The organism is SAR324 cluster bacterium (genome assembly GCA_029245725.1).
Taxonomy (GTDB): Bacteria; SAR324; SAR324; order SAR324; family NAC60-12; genus JCVI-SCAAA005.
This window is the reverse complement of sequence record JAQWOT010000146.1, coordinates 11,511-32,308: the sequence shown is the minus strand read 5'-3', so window position 1 is coordinate 32,308 and position 20,798 is coordinate 11,511. Positions and strand designations below refer to the sequence as shown.

Below are 20,798 nucleotides of genomic sequence, written 5' to 3'. Positions count from 1 at the left end.
AGCGCCTGAAGCCAAAGAGATTGAAAAACTACATGAAGGCCAAATTTTGATATGCATGCTTCAGCCAGCCCAACAAAAAGTGTTATTGGAAGGGCTAGCAAGCAAACAAGTGACCGCCTTGGCTATGGATGCAATTCCTCGCATTTCCAGGGCTCAGTCCATGGATGTTCTCAGCTCAATGGCAAACATCTCAGGGTATCGAGCTGTGGTCGAGGCAGCTCAGCATTTTGGAAGATTCTTTACAGGCCAAATCACTGCAGCAGGTCGAATTCCGCCTGCCAAAGTATTGGTTATTGGTGCTGGAGTGGCAGGCTTAGCGGCAATTGGAGCATCCCATAGTCTGGGAGCCATTGTCAGAGCGTTTGATACGAGAATTGCGGTTAGAGATGAGGTCAAGAGTCTTGGTGGGGAATTCCTAGAATTGGATCTAGAGGAGGATGGTACAGGGGCAGGAGGCTATGCAAAGCAGATGAGTGAAGATTTTATCAAGGCAGAGATGGAGCTGTTCGCTCAGCAGGCTGCAGAAGTCGATATCATCATTACTACGGCAGCAATCCCTGGCCGTCCGTCTCCAAAGCTGATCACCACAGAGATGGTTCGCTCTATGAAGCCAGGTTCTGTCATTGTTGATTTGGCAGCTGAAGGTGGAGGTAACTGCGAACTAACTGAACCCAGCAAAGTGGTCAAGCAAATGGGTGTAACCATTGTCGGCAAAACCAATCTACCAAGTGAGCTACCAACCCAGGCTAGTCAGCTATATGGTAACAACGTACTAAAATTATTGAATCATTTGAAAGGTGAGAACCTTGTTGAGTTGAATTTTGAAGATGAAATCACTCGCGCAATCACCGTCACTCGTAATGGAGAGGTGACTTGGGAGCCGCCAAGACCTCCGGTGCCGAAAAAACCCATCCAACCGGAAACTGCTCAAGATCAAACAGCTGAAGCGACTGCAACAGAAACTATAAAACCAGCTTGGCATAAGATTTTTCATCCTTACGTTGCTTATGCGTTAGCCACCCTCTTGTGTGTGATGCTTGGTTTTGTTGGAACGGAAGAATTTCTGGGTCATCTCTTTGTTTTCATGCTTTCCTGTTTTGTTGGCTACATGGTGGTTTGGAATGTCACGCCCTCTCTGCAAACTCCATTGATGAGTCTGACAAATGCGATCAGTGGAATCATTGTGCTTGGTGGAATGATACACATTTCTGGTGAGCACCCACTTCTGTCAGGTGCTGCAATTCTGATCGCTACGATAAATATTGCGGGTGGCTTTCTGGTCACCAAGCGGATGCTTGGCATGTTCAAGAAGTAACCTCATCAATATGTTGAAAATCTGACACTCAATCAGGAGTTTTGATTATCATGCCCTCAGGGATCATCAGTTTAGCCTTTATCAGTGCGAGTATTTTATTCATCTTGAGCATCAGCGGCTTGTCTCAACAAGAAACGGCTCAACGTGGTAATCGTCTAGGCATGCTTGGCATGGCAGTAGCGATTCTTGCGACTCTCAGCTTGCCAGAGGCCGGTCGATATTTTTGGTTAGTCCCTCTACTTACCGGGGGTGCTCTCATTGGCTGGCAGTTGGCGACTCGAGTAGAAATGACTCAAATGCCGGAGATGGTTGCGATTCTAAACAGTTTTGGAGGACTTGCGGCAACCTTTGTAGGATTTGTCAGTTATTTAGAGACCGAGACAGGCCCCGGATCGACCATCCATATCTTTGAGGTGTTTCTTGGGGTATTCATTGGAACCTACACGTTTACAGGTTCTGTGGTGGCCTTTGGAAAGCTGAGTGCCCGGATTGGCAGCCGGCCTGTGATGCTGCCAGGCCGACATCTCATTAACTTGGCAGGTATAGGCGTTAGTTTCCTTCTAGCAATTTGGTTGATGATCGGGGAACCAGGAAATCATGCTTTTGCTCTATTCTTGGTCGCTGTGATTTCAGGTGCAATTGGGATTCATATGATCATGGCGATCGGTGGTGCGGACATGCCCGTCGTAGTATCCATGCTAAATAGTTACTCCGGTTGGTCAGCGGCGATGGCAGGGTTCATGTTGGGCAATAATCTTTTGCTAGTAACTGGTGCCTTAGTGGGAAGTAGTGGAGCAATACTAAGCTATATCATGTGCAAAGGAATGAATCGGCCTTTCATCAATGTAATTGCTGGTGGTTGGGGAGTTGAAGAGGGAACGGTGTTAGATTCTTCAGAAGTTCAGGGTGAAGCGATTCCGATCCAGGCAGAGGAGGTCGCTGAACAACTCAAACACTCCCGAAGTGTCGTCATCGTTCCTGGCTATGGGATGGCGGTTGCCCAAGCTCAACACGTTGTGAGAGAGATTGTAGCTTTCTTAAGGGAACAGCAAGTAGACGTTAAATTTGCTATTCATCCGGTGGCCGGTCGCCTCCCAGGCCACATGAATGTCTTGTTGGCGGAAGCGAACGTGCCTTATGACATAGTTTTAGAAATGGATGAGATCAATCCAGAGTTACCAAACACAGATCTTGCTCTGGTGATCGGCGCAAATGATATTGTCAACCCAGGAGCCGAAGAGAATCCAGGCAGTCCAATTTACGGGATGCCGGTACTAGAGGTGTGGAAGGCTGGGACTGTGATCGCTCTCAAAAGGAGCATGGCAACCGGATACTCTGGGGTAGAGAATCCACTTTATTTCCGCGACAATACCCGCATGCTATTTGGTGATGCAAAAACTAGTCTTACACAGGTCGCAGGATTATTACGATAATTTAAACGTTTTCGAGAAATCTGTTAATAAAATCATATTACAGAATCAAGTAAAATAATTAGAATTAAAAATAGAAAATGTTAAGTTAACTTTTTTATTTTTACTTAAAGAAACAACACCCCATGACTGATTTATTGAAGAGAAATTAAATCTTTTTCAAAACCCGTTTAGCTTGTATTGCTTAATTTTAAGATTAAGATCTTCCATGAAATTTCCAAGACGTTGATATACATTCGAGAAAAACGTTTTCTAATCATTATTTTAGAGTCATTTTCTGACCAGCTATTAATGACCTGGGTAGCGTAGTAAATGTTTTGCTAATAAAATGATGTTAGAACAAGGCGTTCAAATCTGATGTAAAAAAGTATTCTAAGAACGCCCTGTTTAACCCACCCCCTCAGAAAAACACCTTTCCGAAGCAGGATCTTCCAAAACTAGTTTTTGAATTTTTTCTAAGATAATTCGAAGATTTTTTCGACCTCATTGAAGGAGGTGTCATGAATTTAATTTGGATCTTTCGAAAACTTGGCCTCATAGATTTAAATTAAAATATTTTTAAGATTTATATCAAAATTCATTTTATGGACATAAAGCATTCTAATTATAGGTAGAGTTTCGTAAACATTTTTTGTTAATTCTCTATCAGACTATTGTAGTGAAATATCTGAAAAATCATTTATCAGACACAACAATAAAAGTGTTGTCTTCAAGATTAATGCACTTAATTGAAAAATATAGTTGTTTACAGTCATTAACTTAACTACTTAAATCTCAAAATTACTTTATTTTATCAACAAAGTAAAAGGTTCTCTGATGAGCTATTAAAATACTAAATTTGGAAGCCATAGAACGATTTGTGGAAAAATCCAAATTATACTTAATGCAACTATTTGAATCAAAATAAAGGGAATTACACCAAGGTAGATTTCTTTGGTAGCTATCTCTTTTGGCGCAACACCGCGTAAGTAAAACAATGCGAAACCAAAAGGGGGTGTTAGGAAACTTGTTTGTAGGTTTATACCAATCATAACGCCTAGCCATAGCGGATCGAAACCTATAGCTATTAAAATCGGTGCAACTATAGGAACTACGACAAAAATAATTTCGATAAAATCAAGAAAAAAACCTAGAAAAAAAATTATAGCCATTACAATTAGCAGTGCTGCTGTTGGTCCTCCAGGAAGATTAATTAAGAATTCTTCAACGATTATATCCCCTCCGAATCCTCTGAAAACAAGTGAAAACATGGAGGCACCTATCAGAATAATAAATACCATAGAACTAATTTTAGTTGTTTCTCGTGAAACAATCTTCATGATACCAAAATTAAATCGCCCTGTAATAGCTGCGATTATTGAGGCACCAACAGCACCAACAGCAGCAGATTCTGTGGGAGTTGCAATACCTGTCAATATTGAGCCTAATACAATTATTATTAGTATAAGTGGAGCAGCAATAATCTGAAAAAGGTCTAAAAGTTTAACTTTGCTTGGGTTGTTTTCATCAATATTACTGATCAGAGCAGGAGATGAATTAGGGTTTAATATTGCAATCACAACTTGAAATATCAGATATAAAATTACTAACAAGAGACCTGGAAGTAGAGCACCCGCAAAAAGATCAATTGCAGTAACAGGGTTATCTGGAACAAGTTCCCCCTTTAGTTCTGAAGCCTGCTCGTTTGCTCCCTGCAGAATTTCAGCTAACAATACTAAAACAATTGAAGGGGGGATTATTTGCCCTAATGTTCCAGATGCGCAGATCAAACCCGACGAGACCCTACTGCTGTACCCAGCTTTCAACATGACAGGAAGGCTCATCAAGCCCATTGTAACTACTGTTGCCCCAACAATTCCTGTTGAGGCAGCTAACAATGTCCCTACAATAATAACTGAAATTCCAAGTCCTCCAGCTTTTCTCCCAAATAATTTAGCCATAGCTTCAAGCAAGTTTGCGGCTATGTTAGATTTTTCTAGCATTACACCCATAAAAACAAATAACGGAACAGCAACTAGTGTTTCTGTTTTCATTATACCAAATATCCTTAGTGGATACAGGGACAGCATTCCAAAATTTATTAGATCAAAGTAATCACCCAAAGCTGCAAATAGTAGAGCTGTTCCAGCAAGTGTAAAAGCTACTGGAAATCCCAACAGCAGTGCTACCATTGTAACCCCAAACATAATGAAACCGAGTATTTCTGAAGTCATACTTTATTTGTAAATATTATTTTTTGTGATGAAAAAAGTAGAAATACTCCTTATCATTAGAGCTACAAATTGAAGCCCAAACAAAATACAAAATAATAAAATGACAGACTTAAGTAGAAATACCCCTTGAAGTCCACCAGTTTCTGCAGATTTTTCATAAATTGACCAAGATCTTTTTACAAAAGGTAGGCTACTTGAAAATAGAAAATATAAAACTGGTAATGCAAATATTAGTGTGCAAATTAGGTTAACCATAGATTTATAACGATCACCTGCCTTGCCATAGATTAAATCTATTCTTACATGAGCATCACACGCTAAAGTATACCCAGCTCCCACTAAAAAAACTATTGAGTGCATCCAAATATAAGTCTCTTGCATCCAAACAACACCATAGCTGAATACGTATCTTAAAACTACAACAATAAAAACATTAATAATCATTAAGATTAGTAACCATGAAACAACTTTACCTGCAAATTCATTTATTTGATCAATCGTATTGCTGATTTTGATTAAAGTATTCATAATTAAATAAAAAAAAAGGAGATCTTACTAATAGTAAAATCTCCTTAATGAGTTAAGAATTAAGAAAAATATAAATTATATTTTCCTCATTTTCGCAGCTGTTCTTGCTGACATAAAGTTTCCTTCAGCGTAAGATGACCAATCTAACATTGATTCACGAATATTGACTATCTCATTATAGATTACTTTTGCATCTTGGGATTTAGAAGCAATTTCTGGCAGCACATCAGCAGCACGACTTCCGATTGCGTCCAACAACTCTGTACTATACGCTTTTAGTTGAACGTTGTGTTCACCAGTAAGTTTCTGAAGGGCAGAATTGTTGATTGCTTGAAACCTGGATAGTATAAACAAGTTAGTACTTGCAGCACCCCGCTTAACTATTTCTTTAAGGCTGTCGTCTAATTTTTCCCACTCATTTATATCAAAAAAACTATCGAGAACTGTTGCTGGTTCATGCCATCCTGGATAATAGTAGTTTTTCACAACTTTGTGGAGACCTGCTCCCATGTCAGCTGCGGGACCAATCCATTCTGTGCCATCAATAGCACCTGATGTAAGTGCTGGTAAAACTTCAACACCTGGCAACAAAATGACGTTTACTCCAAAAGTCTTCAAAATTTCACCACCCAACCCAGGCATTCTAAACTTTAAGCCTTTGAGATCATTCACAGTGTTAATTTCCTTCGCATACCATCCTCCCATCTGGTTTCCTGTATTCCCCATCGGTAAAAACTTTAACCCCAGTGGATTATATGCATGTTTGTCAGCTTGCTCTATTCCCCCCCCGTAATAAAGCCAGGCATTTTGCTCTTGGGCAGTAAGTCCATATGGCATTGCTGCAACAAAAGAAATAGAATCAGATTTTCCTGCCCAATAATACGGTGCTCCATATCCCATTTGTGCCGCACCTGATTGGACGGCATCCATTGCTTCAAACGGCTTAACTAGTTCTCCTGCATGATAGGCTTTAATAGTTAGTTTTCCCTCAGATGCTGTTGCAACGAATTTTGTGAATTCTTCAAGAGCTTGCCCTAACAACCCAGCTTTACCAAATGCTGATACAGCATTCCATCTTTTTCTATTTTGAGAAATTGCTGGGCTAGGAAATGTTGAAGTTGCTACAGCGGTTGCACCTCCCACAACAGAAATGTTTTGAATAAATTTTCTTCGGTTCATGATTATCCTGAGAAATACGACCTAAAGGAAGCTGCTACTCAGCCATGTTGATAAATTGCACGTTATTTTATGATAATTGAAATAATTTTTGATTTAAAAACCTGATTAACTTACTCAATTATCTGCTAATAAGATTGTACAATTATTTAAAAAAATTAAATTATGATCTTTTACTTTTTCAAGTCAAGTAATTTTTGTTCGACTTCTTGTTGTATGATTAGTTATTCTTTTTTCAGATTTCAAATACCAAAAATGGAAGCCAGCCCAGCTCTCTCCTTGAAGTCGTCCATTTGCTTTTGACTCGGGCGTTTCCCCCTATTTTCCGCAACTCTCAGAACCAGTGGTAAGAGTTCCACATCACCTACAGAATTGAGGAAGAGTCCATCATGAGACAACAACCAATTAACGGCCCGGTGAATATCCTTTTCATCCTGTAGTGGTTGATACCAAGTATTGTGTGTTTTATCGACCCCAGCTGCCCAAGGCCCACGAGCAATGCTCTTAATGGTTTGAACGGCTACATCTCGCTCCTTGCAAAGATCCCAGGTGTCTCTGAAGTCACTTGCATAGGGTTCGTGTTGAAAAGCGAAATAGTTCCAGGGCATCAACACCGAATCAAAGTTAAAGCGCCCCAGACTCCTTTTGTGCATGGTAGCCACGCTCCAACTGTGTCCAGTTACCCCGATGAATTTGACTAGCCCTGCCTCACGAGCTTCGATGCAAGCCTCCAAAGCTCCTCCCGCTGATAAGGCTTGTTCCCATTCATCTGGGTGAAAGAGCGCATGAAGTTGGATCAAATCAACATGATCTGTGCAGAGTCGGTCTAGCGAACGATGTATCTCCTCTTTAGCTCCTGCATAGTCCCGGATACCTGTCTTGGTAGCGAGGAAAAATTGCTTTCGATATCTCTTCATCCAAGGCCCAATGCGTAATTCTGAATCGCCATAGCTAGCAGCGGTGTCAATGTGGTTGACCCCGTATTCGAGCAATAGGTCCAAAACTTTGTCCGCTGTGCTTTGGTCAACGGGACCCAAGGCGGCTCCCCCAAAAATAACAGCGCTACTTTGATGGCCAGTCCTACCGAATTTTCTTCTCTCAATCGTCATGATGCCTCCATCATTGGATTATTGTTGAACGTGCGTCTTCTACTAGATTCCCTCTCACAAAAGCTCGACCTGGCTGATAAGGTTTTGGATCAATCACTACGGAATTGATGTGGTCTGAAGCTTCTAGAACTCTGGCTCTCAAGTCCTGGACAAGCTTATGATGCTTCTCCACTAGGCTCGGATTCTCAACTTCCACAAGCATTTCCTGTTGGTGGACGCGACAACGAACGACAGCTAGACCAGTTTGTTCCCGAATCCATTCTTCAGTTTGATCAATCAGTTGAAGCAAGTCTGCCTGTACTCTTGTTCCAGTGTAGAGCCGACTCGCGAGGCACGGGGCAGCAGGTAAATCTGCAAATGGCAAAGCTGATTGACGGGCGATTTCACGAAGTTGAGGTTTTGTGATGGATGCTTCCACGAATGGATGCCTGACTCCTGCCTGTTCTGCAGCGCCTAAGCCGGGTCGAAAATCATCGAGATCATCGAGATTGGTACCACTTAGTAAAACGCTTGATGAATCTAACTGCTCTCGAATATCTCTCAGTGTGCGGTAAAGATTTTTCTTGCAGTGAAAGCAACGGTTCACTGGATTTGCCAAGTATTCGGGATCATCGAATTCACCTGCATTGACCAGTTGAAGTTGCCATTTTTCTTGATTTGCCCAACGTTTGACTCGTGTGGAGGCTGCGGAAGGCACTGCGGGTCCAACAGCATGCACAACAATGGTCTCCTCAGGTTTTTGACGATGAGCCAGAGTCGCTAATAACATACTATCAACTCCCCCGCTACAAGCCACCACTCGAGGACTGGTACCCTTCAAGACTGTATTGAGTCGCTTTAAATCCCCAAATACTTTCATTCTGTTTCCCCTGATGACAACAACTTTGCCCCCCAAGCTTGCCGAACCTGAGCCTCAATCAATACTGGAGGTTGACCAGTCCGATCTGCGGCATTGATAATATCACGATGCTCCGGTTTCCATTGCCAGCACTGTTCACCAAGAAACCCTGATCTCATTGAAATATTTCCCCATTCTGTAGAGAAGTTTTCATGCCTTGAATCCAACTTGAGTCTTTTTACAGGCTGGACACGAACTCCAAAACTACCTGATTCCTTTAAAAGAAGCTCTAGCAGTGAATCTCGATCTTTCTCCAAGCAAAGCAGCACCAATTGCTGTCCAATCCGACCCTTCTTACCAAAAACTGGGCTAGCCCAACCGTCCAATGCTCCAGCAGTTAGGACTTTTTCGATACAGGAAGCTAATAGTTGAGGACTGAGGTCATCAACGTTTGCTTCTAATCTTATGATCTCCTCAGCTATTAGCTTTTGCTCACTTAGCTGTAATTCCAACACATTGGGATGAGGTAGATCCTTGGTTCCACAGCCAACTCCTTTTCTGGGTTGCAGTAGTGGAGAGAGATCTGAAAAACATTCTACAAATCTTTGGAGAAAAACTGCACCGGTCGGAGTAACAAGCTCAGAAGAAACAGGAATTCTTTGCAGGGGAATATCTCCTAACAGTTCTCTAACAGCCGGAACGGGGAGATCGCATTCTCCATGAGAAAATCTAACTTTCCCCACTCCTTCCAAAATAGTGTTCGAGGAAACGCTCTCAATTTCAAAATACTCCAAGGCGACCGCAATAGAAACAATGTCAATGATGGTATCGACAGCGCCAACTTCGTGAAAGTGAACCTCCTCGATGGGTACTTGATGGACTGATGATTCGGCACGACCCAATGATTGGAATAAATCTTCTACGATGGACTTGGCTTTTGGGGAAAGCTCCGACTTGCCAAGAATTTCAAGAATGTCTGTGAGGTGTCGATGATGGTTTTGTTCCTCGTACGCTACCTCAAACTGAATGGCTGAAACCCCAAGTTTTTCAACATTTTTCTGAGAAATTTCCCATCCTTTGAGATTCAACTTTACCAGTTGTTCCTGGAGGAAATCTAAGGGCAATCCCAAGCCTAAGAAGCCCCCGACAAGCATATCCCCGCTGATCCCTGAAGTGGAGTGAAGATGAAGATGCATCAGTTCCTGTTGATCAAACTAGCTAGATATCCTGCTCGGAAGCCAGCATCAATATTTACGCAGCAAAGGTTAGAAGCACAGCTGTTGAGCATGCCCAACAAAGCCGTGACACCGCTAAAAGAGGTACCATAGCCAACTGAGGTGGGAATTCCGATTACTGGGCAGGAAACCAGTCCTGCTACCACTGTTGGCAGAGCAGCTTCCATCCCTGCAGCAACCACAATCACCCGAGCCTTTATCAAACGTTCGTGTCTAGACACAATCCGCTGTAGTCCCGCAACCCCCAAGTCTTCCATCACCTCGATTCGGCTTCCAGTGAGTCTGGCCGTGTGAGCAGCTTCTAACAAGACCGGACGATCCGTAGTTCCAGCACTGACCAACAAGACATCACCCTTGAGTTTATCCTCCTCAGTTTGGTCGAGATAAAGACACTTGGAGGCTTCACAATAGCCGCAGCCACCGAGGTTTTTTTTTACCGCTCTGTAATGAGCAGCGCTAGCCCTGGTTCCGAGAAGCGAGGCGTTTGGTGTTTCACGATTCAGTGCCGTAAAGATCTCTGCAACTTGTTCAGGGGTTTTGCCATCACAATAGACAACTTCAGAAAAACCATTGCGGAGTTGTCTATGATGGTCCACTTCTGCAAACCCCAAATTCTCGACCTGAAAGGTTCTTAGTTTTTTCAGGGCAGAGTCTGGAGATTGGCTTCCCTCTGCAACATATTCCAGCAGTTGGAGTAGTTGTGAAGAATTCATTCTGAACTCTTCGAAAAGTTCTCTTCTGCAAGATCTCTTAGACTTGGCAAGCCAGTCCTCCATCGACAAAGATCACGTTCCCATTTACATAAGAAGCTGCCTTGGAGAGCAGAAAGACAGCGGCTCCACCCAGCTCATCGGGATTACCCCAGCGCTGCATCGGGGTTCGTCCAGAAACAAAGGCGGTGAAATTGGGATCTTTGAAAAGATCGGTAGCCAGCTCTGTGGCAAAGTAGCCTGGAGCGATGCCGTTACAGCGAATGCCTTCTGGTCCCAATTCAACAGCTAGGGCCTTGGTCAAGCCGACCACTCCAGCTTTGCTGGTGGTGTAGGCAGAGATTGTCTTACGAGCCTGAGGACCCATGATCGAAGCAATATTGACAATAGATCCAGACTCTTGACCTTGCATCAAGCGCACGGCTTCCCGAGAAAGTAACCAACTCGCCCGAAGGTTCGTGTCCATCACTCGATCAAAATCTGCTAATTCAAACTCAGTGAGTGGACGGCGATGTTGAATGCCAGCATTGTTGATCAAGCCATCCAATTGACCTTGCTGTTCCCGAATTTTTCCAAAAGCGGCATGCACTTCCTCGTCATTGGTGACATCAAAAATATAGTATTCGGCATTCTGGCCAAGCTCCTGAAGATGCTGCTGACGTTCTTTGAGTAAGTTTTCATCTCGGCCATGCAGCAGAACGGTGGCTCCAGCTTCCGCAACTGCCTTGGCCATGGACCACCCAAGTCCTCGGCTTGATCCAGTGATCAACACAATTTGGTTTTCAAGTGAAAACAATGAAGAGTTCATAGGCAGTCAATAATTATGAAAATTTATAATAATAAATCAAAAAGGTCACGGACGTAGCTCCTCTGAGTGGAGCACTAACATTTTGTGCACCTGCATGTCATGCATTGTGAAGGGGATGCCCCCGACTGCCAAGCCAGATTGTTTCAAGCCTGCAAATGGCATCCAGTCCACTCGAAATGCGGTATGCTCATTGACCATTACCGCAGATGCATTGAGACGTCTGTAGGCACGCATTGCAGTGTCAATGCTTCTAGTGAAGACAGAGGCCTGAAAGGAAAAGGGAACGTCATTGGCCCTAGCGATTGCAGCATCTACATTCTCAACACTGTAGACGCAGACGACTGGCCCAAAGATTTCTGCCTGGCTCACTTTGCAGTCAGTTGGGGGATTCAACAGGACGGTGGCTTCAAAACATGAGTCAGAAATCCGCTTCCCTCCACAGAACAATTCTGCACCAGCAGCTACTGCCTCGTTGACCCAAGCCTCTACCCTGTCGGTTTCTCTATGTCGAATCAGTGGGCCTACTTCAGTGGCTGCATCTGTGGGATCTCCAACTATCAAATTTTTGGCTTTTTCCGCCATTCTTTTAGCCACTTCTCGAGCAATACTGCTATCAGCAAATACTCTTTGTACTGATACGCATACTTGCCCAGCGTGATAGAATCCCCCCTTCGTGAGTGAGGGCAACAATCGCTCTAAATCTGCATCCGCGGCAACTACAACAGGAGCAGCTCCCCCATGTTCAAGAGCACAGCGTGTTCCTGGAGCAACTTGAGATCGTAGTGACCAGCCCACACGTGCGCTACCAATGAAGGAGAAGAAGGCCACACGGGAATCAGTGACCAATTTTGTGGCATTTTCTAAATTATTAACGATCAGTGATTGGCACCATTCTTCAGGTAACCCTGCCTCCCGAAGGATGTTGATGAAACGGAAGCAGGAAAGAGGGGTGTCCTCTGCAGGTTTTATGATCACTGGACATCCTGTTGCTACAGCAGGTCCGACCTGATGTACAATCAAGTTAAGTGGATGATTGAAGGCACTGACTGCCACAACGATACCAATGGGCTCATATCTCGTTACAGCAAACTTGCCCTCTGAAGCAGGATTGAGATTCATTGGGATTTCCTCTCCAGCCTGAGTTCTCAGAACCTCAATGCAGTTTCTCACACCATCAATTGCCCTAGCTACTTCTGCCCTTGAGTCAATTAAAGGTTTACCTCCTTCTCGGGCAGCTTCCACTGCTAATTCCTCTGCTCTTTCAGACATGATGGAAGCAGTTTTTTCAAGTATTTCCATTCGTTTGGCGGGCTTCAGCCACAGATCTCGATCTCGGTACAATCGATCTGCGGTGGAAAGGGCTAACCCTACTGCATCAGCATCAGCTGCAGTTACGGTGGCAATCAAAGTTCCATCGTAGGGAGCGGTAACCTCAATTTGGCCATCATCACTTTGTGCTCCGGGGATTTGTAGGTTGAAGTGCTGGCTCATGCGTATCTCCTGATCTTCTTATCAATAATTCATAGCAAGGATGAACACTTGCTTTTGGAAAGTCCCAAGCCTCAATATAGGTGGTATTTGTTAATTCACTGCTTGCAATCGTTCATTCCAAGGGAAGTTTCAATCTCCAATTTCACAATCTCCTAAGAATTTACCCTCGTGATCGTAGAAATTGCTCTCGTCATTCCTCTTCGCCAAGTCTTTGACTATCAGTGGCCTGCAGGATGGAATGGGCCCAAATTAGGACAACGGGTTTTGGTCCCTTTTCGACGTCAAAAAAAGTGTGGTTTGATTGTTGGGATCAAAGAAAAATCTGAATTTGACAGTGTCCGACAGGTCTTAGCGTTGCTGGATGAGCATCCGATCATCAACAGGGAACTCTTGGATCTGACCAAATGGGTTGCAGAATACTATTTCTGTGGGTGGGGGGAAGTCTTGCAGACTGCTTTGCCTGGGGGGTTAGGAGTTCATTTGCAAAGTGAATATTCGTGGGGACCCTCAAGACCAGATCAGAACTCAGATCTATCAGAAAAATTTTCTGGTCTGCTAAAGAAGGAGCGCTGGACAGACCAGGAATGGAAGGAGTTGAAGCCCTCCGCAACCGATGAAGAACTCCGCCAGTGTTGGCTAGATAGCGGAGTGCTTAAAGTGCAGCGTCATCTTGTGCAACAAAGAGCAAAAATTAAGACAGAACGCTGGGTCAGGCTGAAAAACACTCCTTCTGATAAGCTTGGCAAATCAAGTCGTAAGAAAACTAAACGTCAACGCTTACTAGAAATATTGCTAAAGTGCGACTCAGTACCTTGGCTTAACCTCCGTGATGAAACCAAAGCTCCAGCTTCTTTATTGAAGCAACTGGTCGAGGAACAAGTTGTCGAAACTTTCGAAGAACGAGTTTTCAGAAGATTTTTGCCACAAGGTCTACCGACACCTACGGACTTTCGAAAACTTTCGGAGGATCAGCATAATGTTTGGACACTGATTGAACAAAGTCTGGACTCCAAAAAATACAAAGCCTTTCTTCTGCATGGTGTGACGGGAAGTGGGAAGACAGAGGTCTACCTTCACGCTGTTAGAAAATGCCTTGTTTTGGAAAAGACAGCCTTGGTGCTTGTTCCTGAAATTTCCTTAACGCCACAATTGGTCAATCGCTTTCGTGAAAGATTTGGGGATCTTGTGGCTGTTCTTCACAGTGGAATGGATGATGGGGAACGATTTGATGAATGGTCACGTATTCAATTGGGACAAGCCAAAATCGCAATTGGTGCTCGTAGCGCCATTTTTGCGCCTTTGCAGAACCTTGGGCTAGTCGTCATCGATGAAGAGCATGACCAATCTTACAAGCAAGGTGAGTCCCCACGTTATCAAGGTCGTGATGTTGCTGTTTATCGAGCTTTCCAGGAAAAAACAACGGTTATCTTGGGTTCGGCAACTCCGTCAATTGAATCATGGCAAAATGGCAGGACAGGAAAGTACCATTTGCTAGAACTGCCATCCAGAGCCCTGATCGGAGCAAAGCTTCCTGAGGTTGAGCTACTAGATCTGCGCCAGCAGCCTCGACAGTCTGGTTGCTACTTCTTTACAAAGGAACTCGTTGAGGCTCTTCGGATCTGCCTTCAGAAAAAAGACCAGGCAATTCTCTTTCTGAATCGAAGAGGATATGCTCCAGTCGTTCAGTGTCCAGAATGTGAGAATACAATTAATTGTGATGCCTGTAGTTTGAGCTTGGTGTATCATCAGAGCAGCGAAAAACTCTGCTGCCACCAATGTGATTACAACCAAACGTTTCCGAAGATCTGTCCTAATTGTGGAACGCAGACGGCCATGCGATTGGTGGGAACTGGTACAGAACAGATTGAGCAAGATCTTCGTGTCGTTTTCCCTGAAGCCCGGCTGCTCAGGATGGATCGTGATACGCTACATGGAAAGCATGCGTTGAGCGAAATGCAGCAGAAGATTCAAAGTCATGAAGTCGACATCGTCATTGGTACTCAACTGGTTACCAAGGGACATGACTTCCCTAATGTGACTTTAGTGGGAGTGCTTTTGGCCGATTTGGGGTTGAATTTGCCAGATTTTCGCTCAGCGGAGAGGACTTTCCAACTACTCACTCAAGTTGCTGGCAGAGCTGGGCGAGGTGAGAAGCCAGGCCGGGTTTTGATTCAGACAAACAATCCTCATCATCACAGTTTGCTAACCGCTCAACTTCAAGATTACGAATCTTTTGTGAATCAGGAGTTACCACTACGAGAAAGATTCAGGCAGCCTCCATTTTTGAGCCTGGCAAGTGTGCTCTGTATTTCTCGAGATGAGCATCGAGCTAAGGATCTTGCCTTATCTCTTCGGCAAAATTTAAGATCAAACGGCCAAGGGGAAGTAATCTGTCAGGGACCGGCCGAAGCACCGATTCGACGTATTAACCATCGCTTCCGATGGCAGGTATTGATTAAGGCTTCCTCTGCAGGATTGATTCGAAGAATTTTTGAAAAATCACTTCTCGGTCCAGAACCCTTGATCTGTAGTCGAGAAGAAAACATTATTCTTGATATCGACCCACAACATTTGATGTGACAATATGAATGAATTCGGCCCATCTCGAAGTCGTGGTGGGGGAGTATTGGCAAATAGATATGGAGTATGAAATGAAAGTAAGTTTTTTGGGACTGGGCGTGATGGGTTACCCGATGGCTGGCTATCTGGTAAAAGCTGGTCACGAGGTATGTGTTTATAACCGTACAGCAGAAAAAGCCGCAAATTGGGTTCAGCAGCATGGTGGAACAAGTGCAAGTACTCCTTCAGAAGCTGCAAAAGGAGCTGAAATTGTGTTTACCTGTGTTGGTAATGACGACGATCTCCGTCAGGTAGTAAATGGAGAGCAGGGTGCCTTCCGTAGTATGGACAAAGGAACCTTACTGGTTGATCACACGACCACATCAGCAATTGTGGCGAGGGAACTTGCGGGTGTGGGAGCTTCCTTGGGAGTCGGATTTATGGATGCGCCAATTTCTGGGGGTCAAAGTGGTGCTGAAAACGGGATTCTGACTGTGATGTGTGGTGGAGATCAGGCAAACTACGATCAAGCTGAGCCTGTCATTCAAGCCTATGCACGATCAGTCAAACGACTTGGAGAAGTTGGCTCCGGTCAACTAACGAAGATGGTCAATCAAATCTGCGTCGCAGGGGTTGTTCAATCCTTGGCAGAAGCCATTCATTTCACACAGCGAGCAGGGTTGGATCCGTTGGCTGTGATCGAGGTGATTTCAAAAGGAGCTGCACAATCATGGCAAATGGAAAACCGACACAAGACCATGGTGGCTGATGAATTCGAATTTGGTTTTGCTGTTGATTGGATGCGTAAGGATTTGGGGATTGTGCTCAATGAAGCCCGGCAAAACGGTGCTCAGCTACCCGGAACTGCGATGATCGATCAATTTTACTCTGGCGTTCAAGCTTTGGGTGGAGGACGCTGGGATACATCTAGTTTGCTCAAGTTGTTACAAGATCCAAAATAATCATTCGGATTCGTGCCACTCTCACCTCTTCCACCACCCAGTCCTGCTGAACTATTCTGGCAGAAATATAAGTTCTATCTTCTGTTGACCTTGCTCAGTCTAATATGGCTGAGCTACTTGGGTCAGTTTGATCAGGAGTGGACTCGGTGGTTAAGAGAAAATCGGTCGGATCTTTTCGGAGAATGGATGGGCCGCACCCTCTTTGAGGGCTCTTTGCCGGGAGGAAGTGATCCCGCCATTCTGTTTGTCCTAGCTAGTTTCCTACTCTACTTCAGAGCTTGGAAATTCAACGCATCAGAGCGCCTGCGGGAGTGGCGTCCCTTTTTGGGGTTCATTATCACAACAACCCTTGCAGGAGGATTGGGTTATGTTCACTGCCTTAAATGGATCATCGGCAGGGCTCGCCCACATCTTGTTTGGGACAAGCAGTGGCCGTTTAGTGAATGGTATGAATTTGGGCCACATTACATTGCAGAAGGAATCTACAGAGGTAGTTTTCCGAGTGGGCATACTGCGGTGGTCCTTGTGCCGATGCTCCTATCTGTAATTTGGTTAACAGACTACAAGTACCGAAAGCCACAGTTAGCTATCTGTTGGGCAATTGGCTGTATTGTGTTAGCTGTAGGTATGGCAGTAGCTCGTTCAATGACGGCTCATCATTGGATCAGTGATAGTCTTGGAATTTTCGGACCTGTGGCATTGATAGCTTACTGGCTCTATTTCGATTTTTTGAAAGTTCCCCAACAGAGGGCCTATTTCCGCAGGAACAAGAAGCTACCTGAGATGCCACGTCTCTGGGAGCTGCAACTTTGTGGTTGGGGCTTTCTAGTGATTCTGGGATTGATCTGCTGGTTTTGGGGGTTACGCTCTGTACAACTGCAGTCAGTTCCCTATTTTCTGGGGTTAGCTCCAGTCGGAGCGCTTCTAATGACTTGGGGTTTCCTGAGGATTCAACGACTTTATGCAGGCATCTTTGACTGGTTGCACGATTGATGTCAAGATCACAAGAATTCTTATGAATTTATATAGATTCATTCAAAAAGATGAAAAGGGAAAAGTTTTCAAATCATACTGAATAGAAGAATTAGAAACACCAAGGAGGCGGAGATCAACATGAACGCGTGAATGAAGAAGTAGAGCCGATGATGTTCGTGCATATTCTTCAGTACATCTACGTAATTCTTCAGAAATGCCACCATGTTTGATCCTCTTTTTCTTGGAATGGATAGTGCTTTGGACTCTAGCTGGTTGTCCATTAAATTAACTAAATTATGCTAACTTACGAAGAAGCCAAAGTCACCATTCTTGCGCACGCTCGGGCACAAGAATTAGAAAAAGTTAATTTTAGAAACGCAGTCGGAAGAGCCCTAGCTGAAGATCTTGTTGCTCTGGAAGATCAGCCTCCTTTCGATAATTCAGCAGTGGATGGCTACGCAGTAAAATTGAATGAAATCGCTAAAGCTACTGAAGGAAATCCAATAGCTCTACGATGCCAGGAATATATTTTCGCTGGTCGATTAGACACGATCTCTCTGCAGGAAGGGGAATGCATTCAAGTTGCTACGGGGGCGCCCTTGCCTGTAGGTGCAGATGCTGTGGTAATGCGAGAACAGGTTGTGAGGAATGGTGAGAAAGTTTATTTCTCGCATTCCACAAAAAGTGGCAATAACCTTCGTCGTAGGGGGCGAGACATGTCCATTGGAGACCCTCTGTTTCCAGTCGGAACAACGATTGCCCCAACGCATCTCGCCTTGCTGGCGGCCCAAGGTCTGGTTGAAGTCCCATTGCACAGAAGGCTGAAGATAAATATTTTGTCTACGGGAACAGAACTGGTTGATCCAACCATCAAACCTGGACCTGGTCAAATTCGTGAGGCAAACAGTTTTTTGCTTGAAGCTCTGCTCCAAACAGAGGCTTGTGAGGTAACGAGACTGCACCGGGTAGTTGATGATTTAGAAGGTACAATCAAAGTTCTTGATGAGGCGCTGAAAGCGGATGCTTTGTTGATATCAGGAGGTGTCTCGGTTGGTGACTCAGATTTTGTTAAGGCTGCTTTAAAAGAATTAGGAGTCGAAGAAATTTTCTGGCGGGTCAAAATCAAACCTGGTAAGCCCCTCTACTTTGGACATCTTGGAGACACAAAGGTTTTTGGATTGCCGGGTAATCCAGCTTCCACGTTCGTTCTTTTTGAAGAATTGGTCAGGCCGTTTCTGCGTAAATGTCTTGGTCACCAACAACTGGAAGTACCGATGCGATCAGCAAAAATCTCTGAGGATTTTGATGAAACCTCAGAGAGACTGCAACTTTTAAGAGCCCGCTGGTACCATCTTGATGGTACTGATTGGGTTCGTCCTGTACCTCAACAAGGTTCTTTTAGTATTGCCTCGATAGCACAGGCTAACTCGCTGATTCACATGCCGGGGGATTCCCAACCTTTACGATCTGGGCAGTCAGTCAGTGTTCGACCTCTTGCACATCGTTTTGCTTTATTTGGTTAATGAAACGCATTCGGCAAACAATCACGCTTGAAGAACTAGCTCGTCAACTAGATTTACCCTTTAGTGGTGAACCCTCCCTGAAATTAACTCATGCCTGTGGGCTGGATCAACTGAAACCTGGAGGGGTAGCTTATTTGGCCTCCGCTAGTGGATTGAGCAGTGTCCCTACTCCGAGAGGAGTTCATCGAAAACAACATCATGAAGAGGAAATCAGTGGTGATGAGATTGCGGTGATTGTTCCAGCAGGCACCAACGCTGAGGGTCGAAATTTTCTGTTTGCCCATGATCCGCTGGCAGCTCATGTTAAAGTAACAGCCCTGTTGCATTCTCAGCAAAAGCCAGAAGGCCAAGTTCATCCCACAGCAACTTTAGGCGAAAATGTTCAAGTTGGAGAAAATGTTTGGGTAGGCCCGCAAGTGGTACTCTATGATGGAGTTCGAATTGGATCAGGCAGCATTATACATGCTGGTTGTGTCTTGATGACTGATGCTGTGATTGGGGAGAATTGTGAAATTTTTCCAAAAGTTGTGGTGCAGGAAGACTGTATCATTGGTGATCGGGTGATCCTCCAGAGTGGATCAGTAATTGGGGCAGACGGGCACGGTTATTTTCAGAGAGAGGGTGTAAATCAGAAAATTCCACAGGTGGGTCGGGTGGTGATTCAAGATGACGTTGAAATTGGAGCTAATACTACGGTGGATCGAGCCCGATTTGCAGACACTGTTGTCAAGGCAGGGAGCAAAATTGATAATCAGGTTCAAATTGCTCACAATGTTGTGATTGGAGAGCATGCGCTGATTTCTGCCCAATCAGCCATTGGAGGAAGTGCGGTAATTGGGCATCATCTGATTATGGGTGGGCAAACCGGAATTAGAGATAATGTTCAGGTTGGTAATCATGTGACAGCGGTTGCGCGCTCGGTGATTACCAGTAATATCTCCGATAAGGAGGTAGTGGGTGGAATGCCCTCCAGACCAGTTTCTCAGTGGCGCAAAACTCAGGCATTGATTCACCGACTAGAAGAACTCTTTGACCGCCTCAAAAAAGTAGAATCTCGTTTATCATGACGGAGGAATCTTCCACTGTTGAATCGGAAAACCCTTCTGCGGTTCATTCCGACGCTCCTTCACGCATCAGGGCATCTTCCCAAGGGAAGCGCCTATTTGGTCTCCTGATAGATATTGTTCTCATCATTTTGATCCTTAATACACTAGACAGCCTTTTTCGGCAGGAACACTGGGACCTTAAGCAGCAGGCTCGTAGCTGGTTAGACCTCACTTGGTTTTATGGTGGGGCCATGCTCTTTTTAGTATTTAGAGATCTTTCAAAAAACGGCAGCCCTGGGAAACGCATGTTGGGCATGTGTTTGCGTAAAATTGAAAATCTTAATGAAACAGTGCCGAAAGACCGGTTATTCAAACGTAATTTGAGCTTATTCATCCTACCTTGGGAAGCTTGGGAAATCTTTCGAGATTCCTACGGAAGGCGCTTGGGAGATCGGTTAGCAGGAACGGTAGTCATTGATAATCCAGATGCGATGCGCCCAATGCGCCGCCTGCTTCTTTCAAACTTGTTGTTCTTTGGTTTTTTCATCATTGCCTTGGGTCTGCAGCAACCAAACATGCGCAAGACCTCAGCTTTTCAGGTGTCCTATGAGGTCGTCAAGGAGGATCCAAGATACCTAGAATTGAAGGCTGCAGGATTTGAATTAGAGGAGCCGGAATTACATCTTGATTTCAGGGAAGCTGCAGAAGATTCCAGAGTTCGTTTCAGAGTAAACCAAGATGCGGAGGTCCAGATCTTTGAGGTCGTGCTTGCCTTGGTAAAAAAGCCCTTACCCCATTGGGAATTCAAGGGCTTGGAATTTCAGACCCTCAAGCAAGAAGAGGAAGATTAAGTAAAACTTTAAAGAGCGGTTGCCACACA

Annotated in this window: 18 protein-coding genes; 8 read left to right on the top strand and 10 right to left on the bottom strand. The window is 44.5% G+C overall.

Annotated features, from left to right (window positions below; all coding sequences use genetic code 11):
* Together P8O70_06715 and P8O70_06710 are read left to right on the top strand one after the other, a co-directional pair.
* Positions 1-1,315: Re/Si-specific NAD(P)(+) transhydrogenase subunit alpha (locus tag P8O70_06715; protein MDG2196567.1), on the top strand; the 1,315-nt coding region annotated here is incomplete at its 5' end.
* A gap of 50 nt (positions 1,316-1,365) precedes the next feature.
* Positions 1,366-2,748, top strand: a complete 1,383-nt coding sequence (locus P8O70_06710; GenBank protein ID MDG2196566.1) for an NAD(P)(+) transhydrogenase (Re/Si-specific) subunit beta — start codon at positions 1,366-1,368, stop codon at positions 2,746-2,748.
* Between the two features lie 821 nt (positions 2,749-3,569).
* On the opposite strand, the gene P8O70_06705 is transcribed toward P8O70_06710, so the two are convergent.
* From P8O70_06705 to P8O70_06665, 9 genes are all read right to left on the bottom strand, one after another.
* Positions 3,570-4,958 (bottom strand): TRAP transporter large permease subunit, encoded by a 1,389-nt coding sequence (locus tag P8O70_06705; GenBank protein ID MDG2196565.1) that lies wholly within the window; start codon positions 4,956-4,958, stop codon positions 3,570-3,572.
* A 3-nt stretch (positions 4,959-4,961) separates the two neighbouring features.
* The gene (locus tag P8O70_06700) at positions 4,962-5,486 is read right to left on the bottom strand and encodes a TRAP transporter small permease subunit (protein ID MDG2196564.1); all 525 of its coding nucleotides are present in this window, start codon (positions 5,484-5,486) and stop codon (positions 4,962-4,964) included.
* Positions 5,487-5,561: 75 nt separating this feature from the next.
* Positions 5,562-6,665, bottom strand: a complete 1,104-nt coding sequence (locus P8O70_06695; protein ID MDG2196563.1) for a TRAP transporter substrate-binding protein — start codon at positions 6,663-6,665, stop codon at positions 5,562-5,564.
* A gap of 239 nt (positions 6,666-6,904) precedes the next feature.
* Positions 6,905-7,771 carry an aldo/keto reductase gene (locus P8O70_06690; protein MDG2196562.1) on the bottom strand — a complete coding sequence of 289 codons (867 nt, stop codon included), beginning with the start codon at positions 7,769-7,771 and terminating at the stop codon, positions 6,905-6,907.
* Between the two features lie 10 nt (positions 7,772-7,781).
* On the bottom strand, positions 7,782-8,630 hold the full coding sequence (locus P8O70_06685; protein MDG2196561.1) for an ATPase: 849 nt from the start codon (positions 8,628-8,630) through the stop codon (positions 7,782-7,784).
* Complete coding sequence (gene larC / locus P8O70_06680) at positions 8,627-9,805, bottom strand: nickel pincer cofactor biosynthesis protein LarC (GenBank protein MDG2196560.1); 1,179 nt, start codon at positions 9,803-9,805, stop codon at positions 8,627-8,629. The genes P8O70_06685 and larC overlap by 4 nt, the downstream gene beginning before the upstream one ends.
* On the bottom strand, positions 9,805-10,557 hold the full coding sequence (gene larB, locus P8O70_06675) for a nickel pincer cofactor biosynthesis protein LarB (protein ID MDG2196559.1): 753 nt from the start codon (positions 10,555-10,557) through the stop codon (positions 9,805-9,807). Before larB ends, larC begins: the two co-directional genes overlap by 1 nt.
* Positions 10,558-10,594: 37 nt before the next feature.
* Positions 10,595-11,362, bottom strand: coding sequence for an SDR family oxidoreductase (locus P8O70_06670; GenBank protein ID MDG2196558.1), 768 nt, complete (start codon positions 11,360-11,362; stop codon positions 10,595-10,597).
* A 45-nt stretch (positions 11,363-11,407) separates the two neighbouring features.
* Positions 11,408-12,853 (bottom strand): aldehyde dehydrogenase family protein, encoded by a 1,446-nt coding sequence (locus P8O70_06665; protein ID MDG2196557.1) that lies wholly within the window; start codon positions 12,851-12,853, stop codon positions 11,408-11,410.
* Positions 12,854-13,021: 168 nt separating this feature from the next.
* Here P8O70_06665 and priA point away from each other — a divergent pair, with 168 nt between their 5' ends.
* The 3 genes from priA to P8O70_06650 all read left to right on the top strand — a co-directional run bounded on the left by priA (position 13,022) and on the right by P8O70_06650 (position 17,367).
* Entirely contained in the window at positions 13,022-15,433 is a 2,412-nt protein-coding gene (gene priA / locus P8O70_06660; protein ID MDG2196556.1) for a primosomal protein N', read from the top strand.
* A gap of 71 nt (positions 15,434-15,504) precedes the next feature.
* Positions 15,505-16,374 carry an NAD(P)-dependent oxidoreductase gene (locus P8O70_06655; GenBank protein ID MDG2196555.1) on the top strand — a complete coding sequence of 290 codons (870 nt, stop codon included), beginning with the start codon at positions 15,505-15,507 and terminating at the stop codon, positions 16,372-16,374.
* Between the two features lie 186 nt (positions 16,375-16,560).
* Positions 16,561-17,367 carry a phosphatase PAP2 family protein gene (locus tag P8O70_06650; protein MDG2196554.1) on the top strand — a complete coding sequence of 269 codons (807 nt, stop codon included), beginning with the start codon at positions 16,561-16,563 and terminating at the stop codon, positions 17,365-17,367.
* A gap of 68 nt (positions 17,368-17,435) precedes the next feature.
* Here P8O70_06650 and P8O70_06645 read toward each other — a convergent pair whose 3' ends face one another.
* A complete protein-coding gene (locus P8O70_06645) occupies positions 17,436-17,573 on the bottom strand; it encodes a hypothetical protein (GenBank protein ID MDG2196553.1) in 138 nt (45 codons plus the stop codon).
* Positions 17,574-17,645: 72 nt separating this feature from the next.
* Here P8O70_06645 and P8O70_06640 point away from each other — a divergent pair, with 72 nt between their 5' ends.
* Genes P8O70_06640 through P8O70_06630 form a run of 3 tightly spaced genes read left to right on the top strand, consistent with a single transcriptional unit; the run spans position 17,646 to position 20,769 of the window.
* Positions 17,646-18,872, top strand: coding sequence for a molybdopterin molybdotransferase MoeA (locus P8O70_06640; protein ID MDG2196552.1), 1,227 nt, complete (start codon positions 17,646-17,648; stop codon positions 18,870-18,872).
* Positions 18,872-19,939 carry a UDP-3-O-(3-hydroxymyristoyl)glucosamine N-acyltransferase gene (gene lpxD / locus P8O70_06635; protein MDG2196551.1) on the top strand — a complete coding sequence of 356 codons (1,068 nt, stop codon included), beginning with the start codon at positions 18,872-18,874 and terminating at the stop codon, positions 19,937-19,939. The genes P8O70_06640 and lpxD overlap by 1 nt, the downstream gene beginning before the upstream one ends.
* Positions 19,936-20,769: a hypothetical protein gene (locus P8O70_06630; protein MDG2196550.1), complete on the top strand. Its 834-nt coding sequence runs from the start codon at positions 19,936-19,938 to the stop codon at positions 20,767-20,769. The genes lpxD and P8O70_06630 overlap by 4 nt, the downstream gene beginning before the upstream one ends.
* Positions 20,770-20,798: the final 29 nt, after the last annotated feature.

Bases quoted from the DNA above. Each gene is read 5' to 3' on its own strand.
- P8O70_06710 (MDG2196566.1), top strand. From the start codon at position 1,366: ATGCCCTCAGGGATCATCAGTTTAGCCTTTATCAGTGCGAGTATTTTA.
- larC (MDG2196560.1), bottom strand. From the start codon at position 9,805: ATGCATCTTCATCTTCACTCCACTTCAGGGATCAGCGGGGATATGCTT.
- P8O70_06700 (MDG2196564.1), bottom strand. From the start codon at position 5,486: ATGAATACTTTAATCAAAATCAGCAATACGATTGATCAAATAAATGAA.
- P8O70_06655 (MDG2196555.1), top strand. From the start codon at position 15,505: ATGAAAGTAAGTTTTTTGGGACTGGGCGTGATGGGTTACCCGATGGCT.
- P8O70_06685 (MDG2196561.1), bottom strand. From the start codon at position 8,630: ATGAAAGTATTTGGGGATTTAAAGCGACTCAATACAGTCTTGAAGGGT.
- P8O70_06670 (MDG2196558.1), bottom strand. From the start codon at position 11,362: ATGAACTCTTCATTGTTTTCACTTGAAAACCAAATTGTGTTGATCACT.
- P8O70_06705 (MDG2196565.1), bottom strand. From the start codon at position 4,958: ATGACTTCAGAAATACTCGGTTTCATTATGTTTGGGGTTACAATGGTA.
- P8O70_06690 (MDG2196562.1), bottom strand. From the start codon at position 7,771: ATGACGATTGAGAGAAGAAAATTCGGTAGGACTGGCCATCAAAGTAGC.
- P8O70_06665 (MDG2196557.1), bottom strand. From the start codon at position 12,853: ATGAGCCAGCACTTCAACCTACAAATCCCCGGAGCACAAAGTGATGAT.
- larB (MDG2196559.1), bottom strand. From the start codon at position 10,557: ATGAATTCTTCACAACTACTCCAACTGCTGGAATATGTTGCAGAGGGA.
- P8O70_06640 (MDG2196552.1), top strand. From the start codon at position 17,646: ATGCTAACTTACGAAGAAGCCAAAGTCACCATTCTTGCGCACGCTCGG.
- lpxD (MDG2196551.1), top strand. From the start codon at position 18,872: ATGAAACGCATTCGGCAAACAATCACGCTTGAAGAACTAGCTCGTCAA.
- P8O70_06650 (MDG2196554.1), top strand. From the start codon at position 16,561: ATGGGCCGCACCCTCTTTGAGGGCTCTTTGCCGGGAGGAAGTGATCCC.
- P8O70_06630 (MDG2196550.1), top strand. From the start codon at position 19,936: ATGACGGAGGAATCTTCCACTGTTGAATCGGAAAACCCTTCTGCGGTT.
- P8O70_06695 (MDG2196563.1), bottom strand. From the start codon at position 6,665: ATGAACCGAAGAAAATTTATTCAAAACATTTCTGTTGTGGGAGGTGCA.
- P8O70_06645 (MDG2196553.1), bottom strand. From the start codon at position 17,573: ATGGTGGCATTTCTGAAGAATTACGTAGATGTACTGAAGAATATGCAC.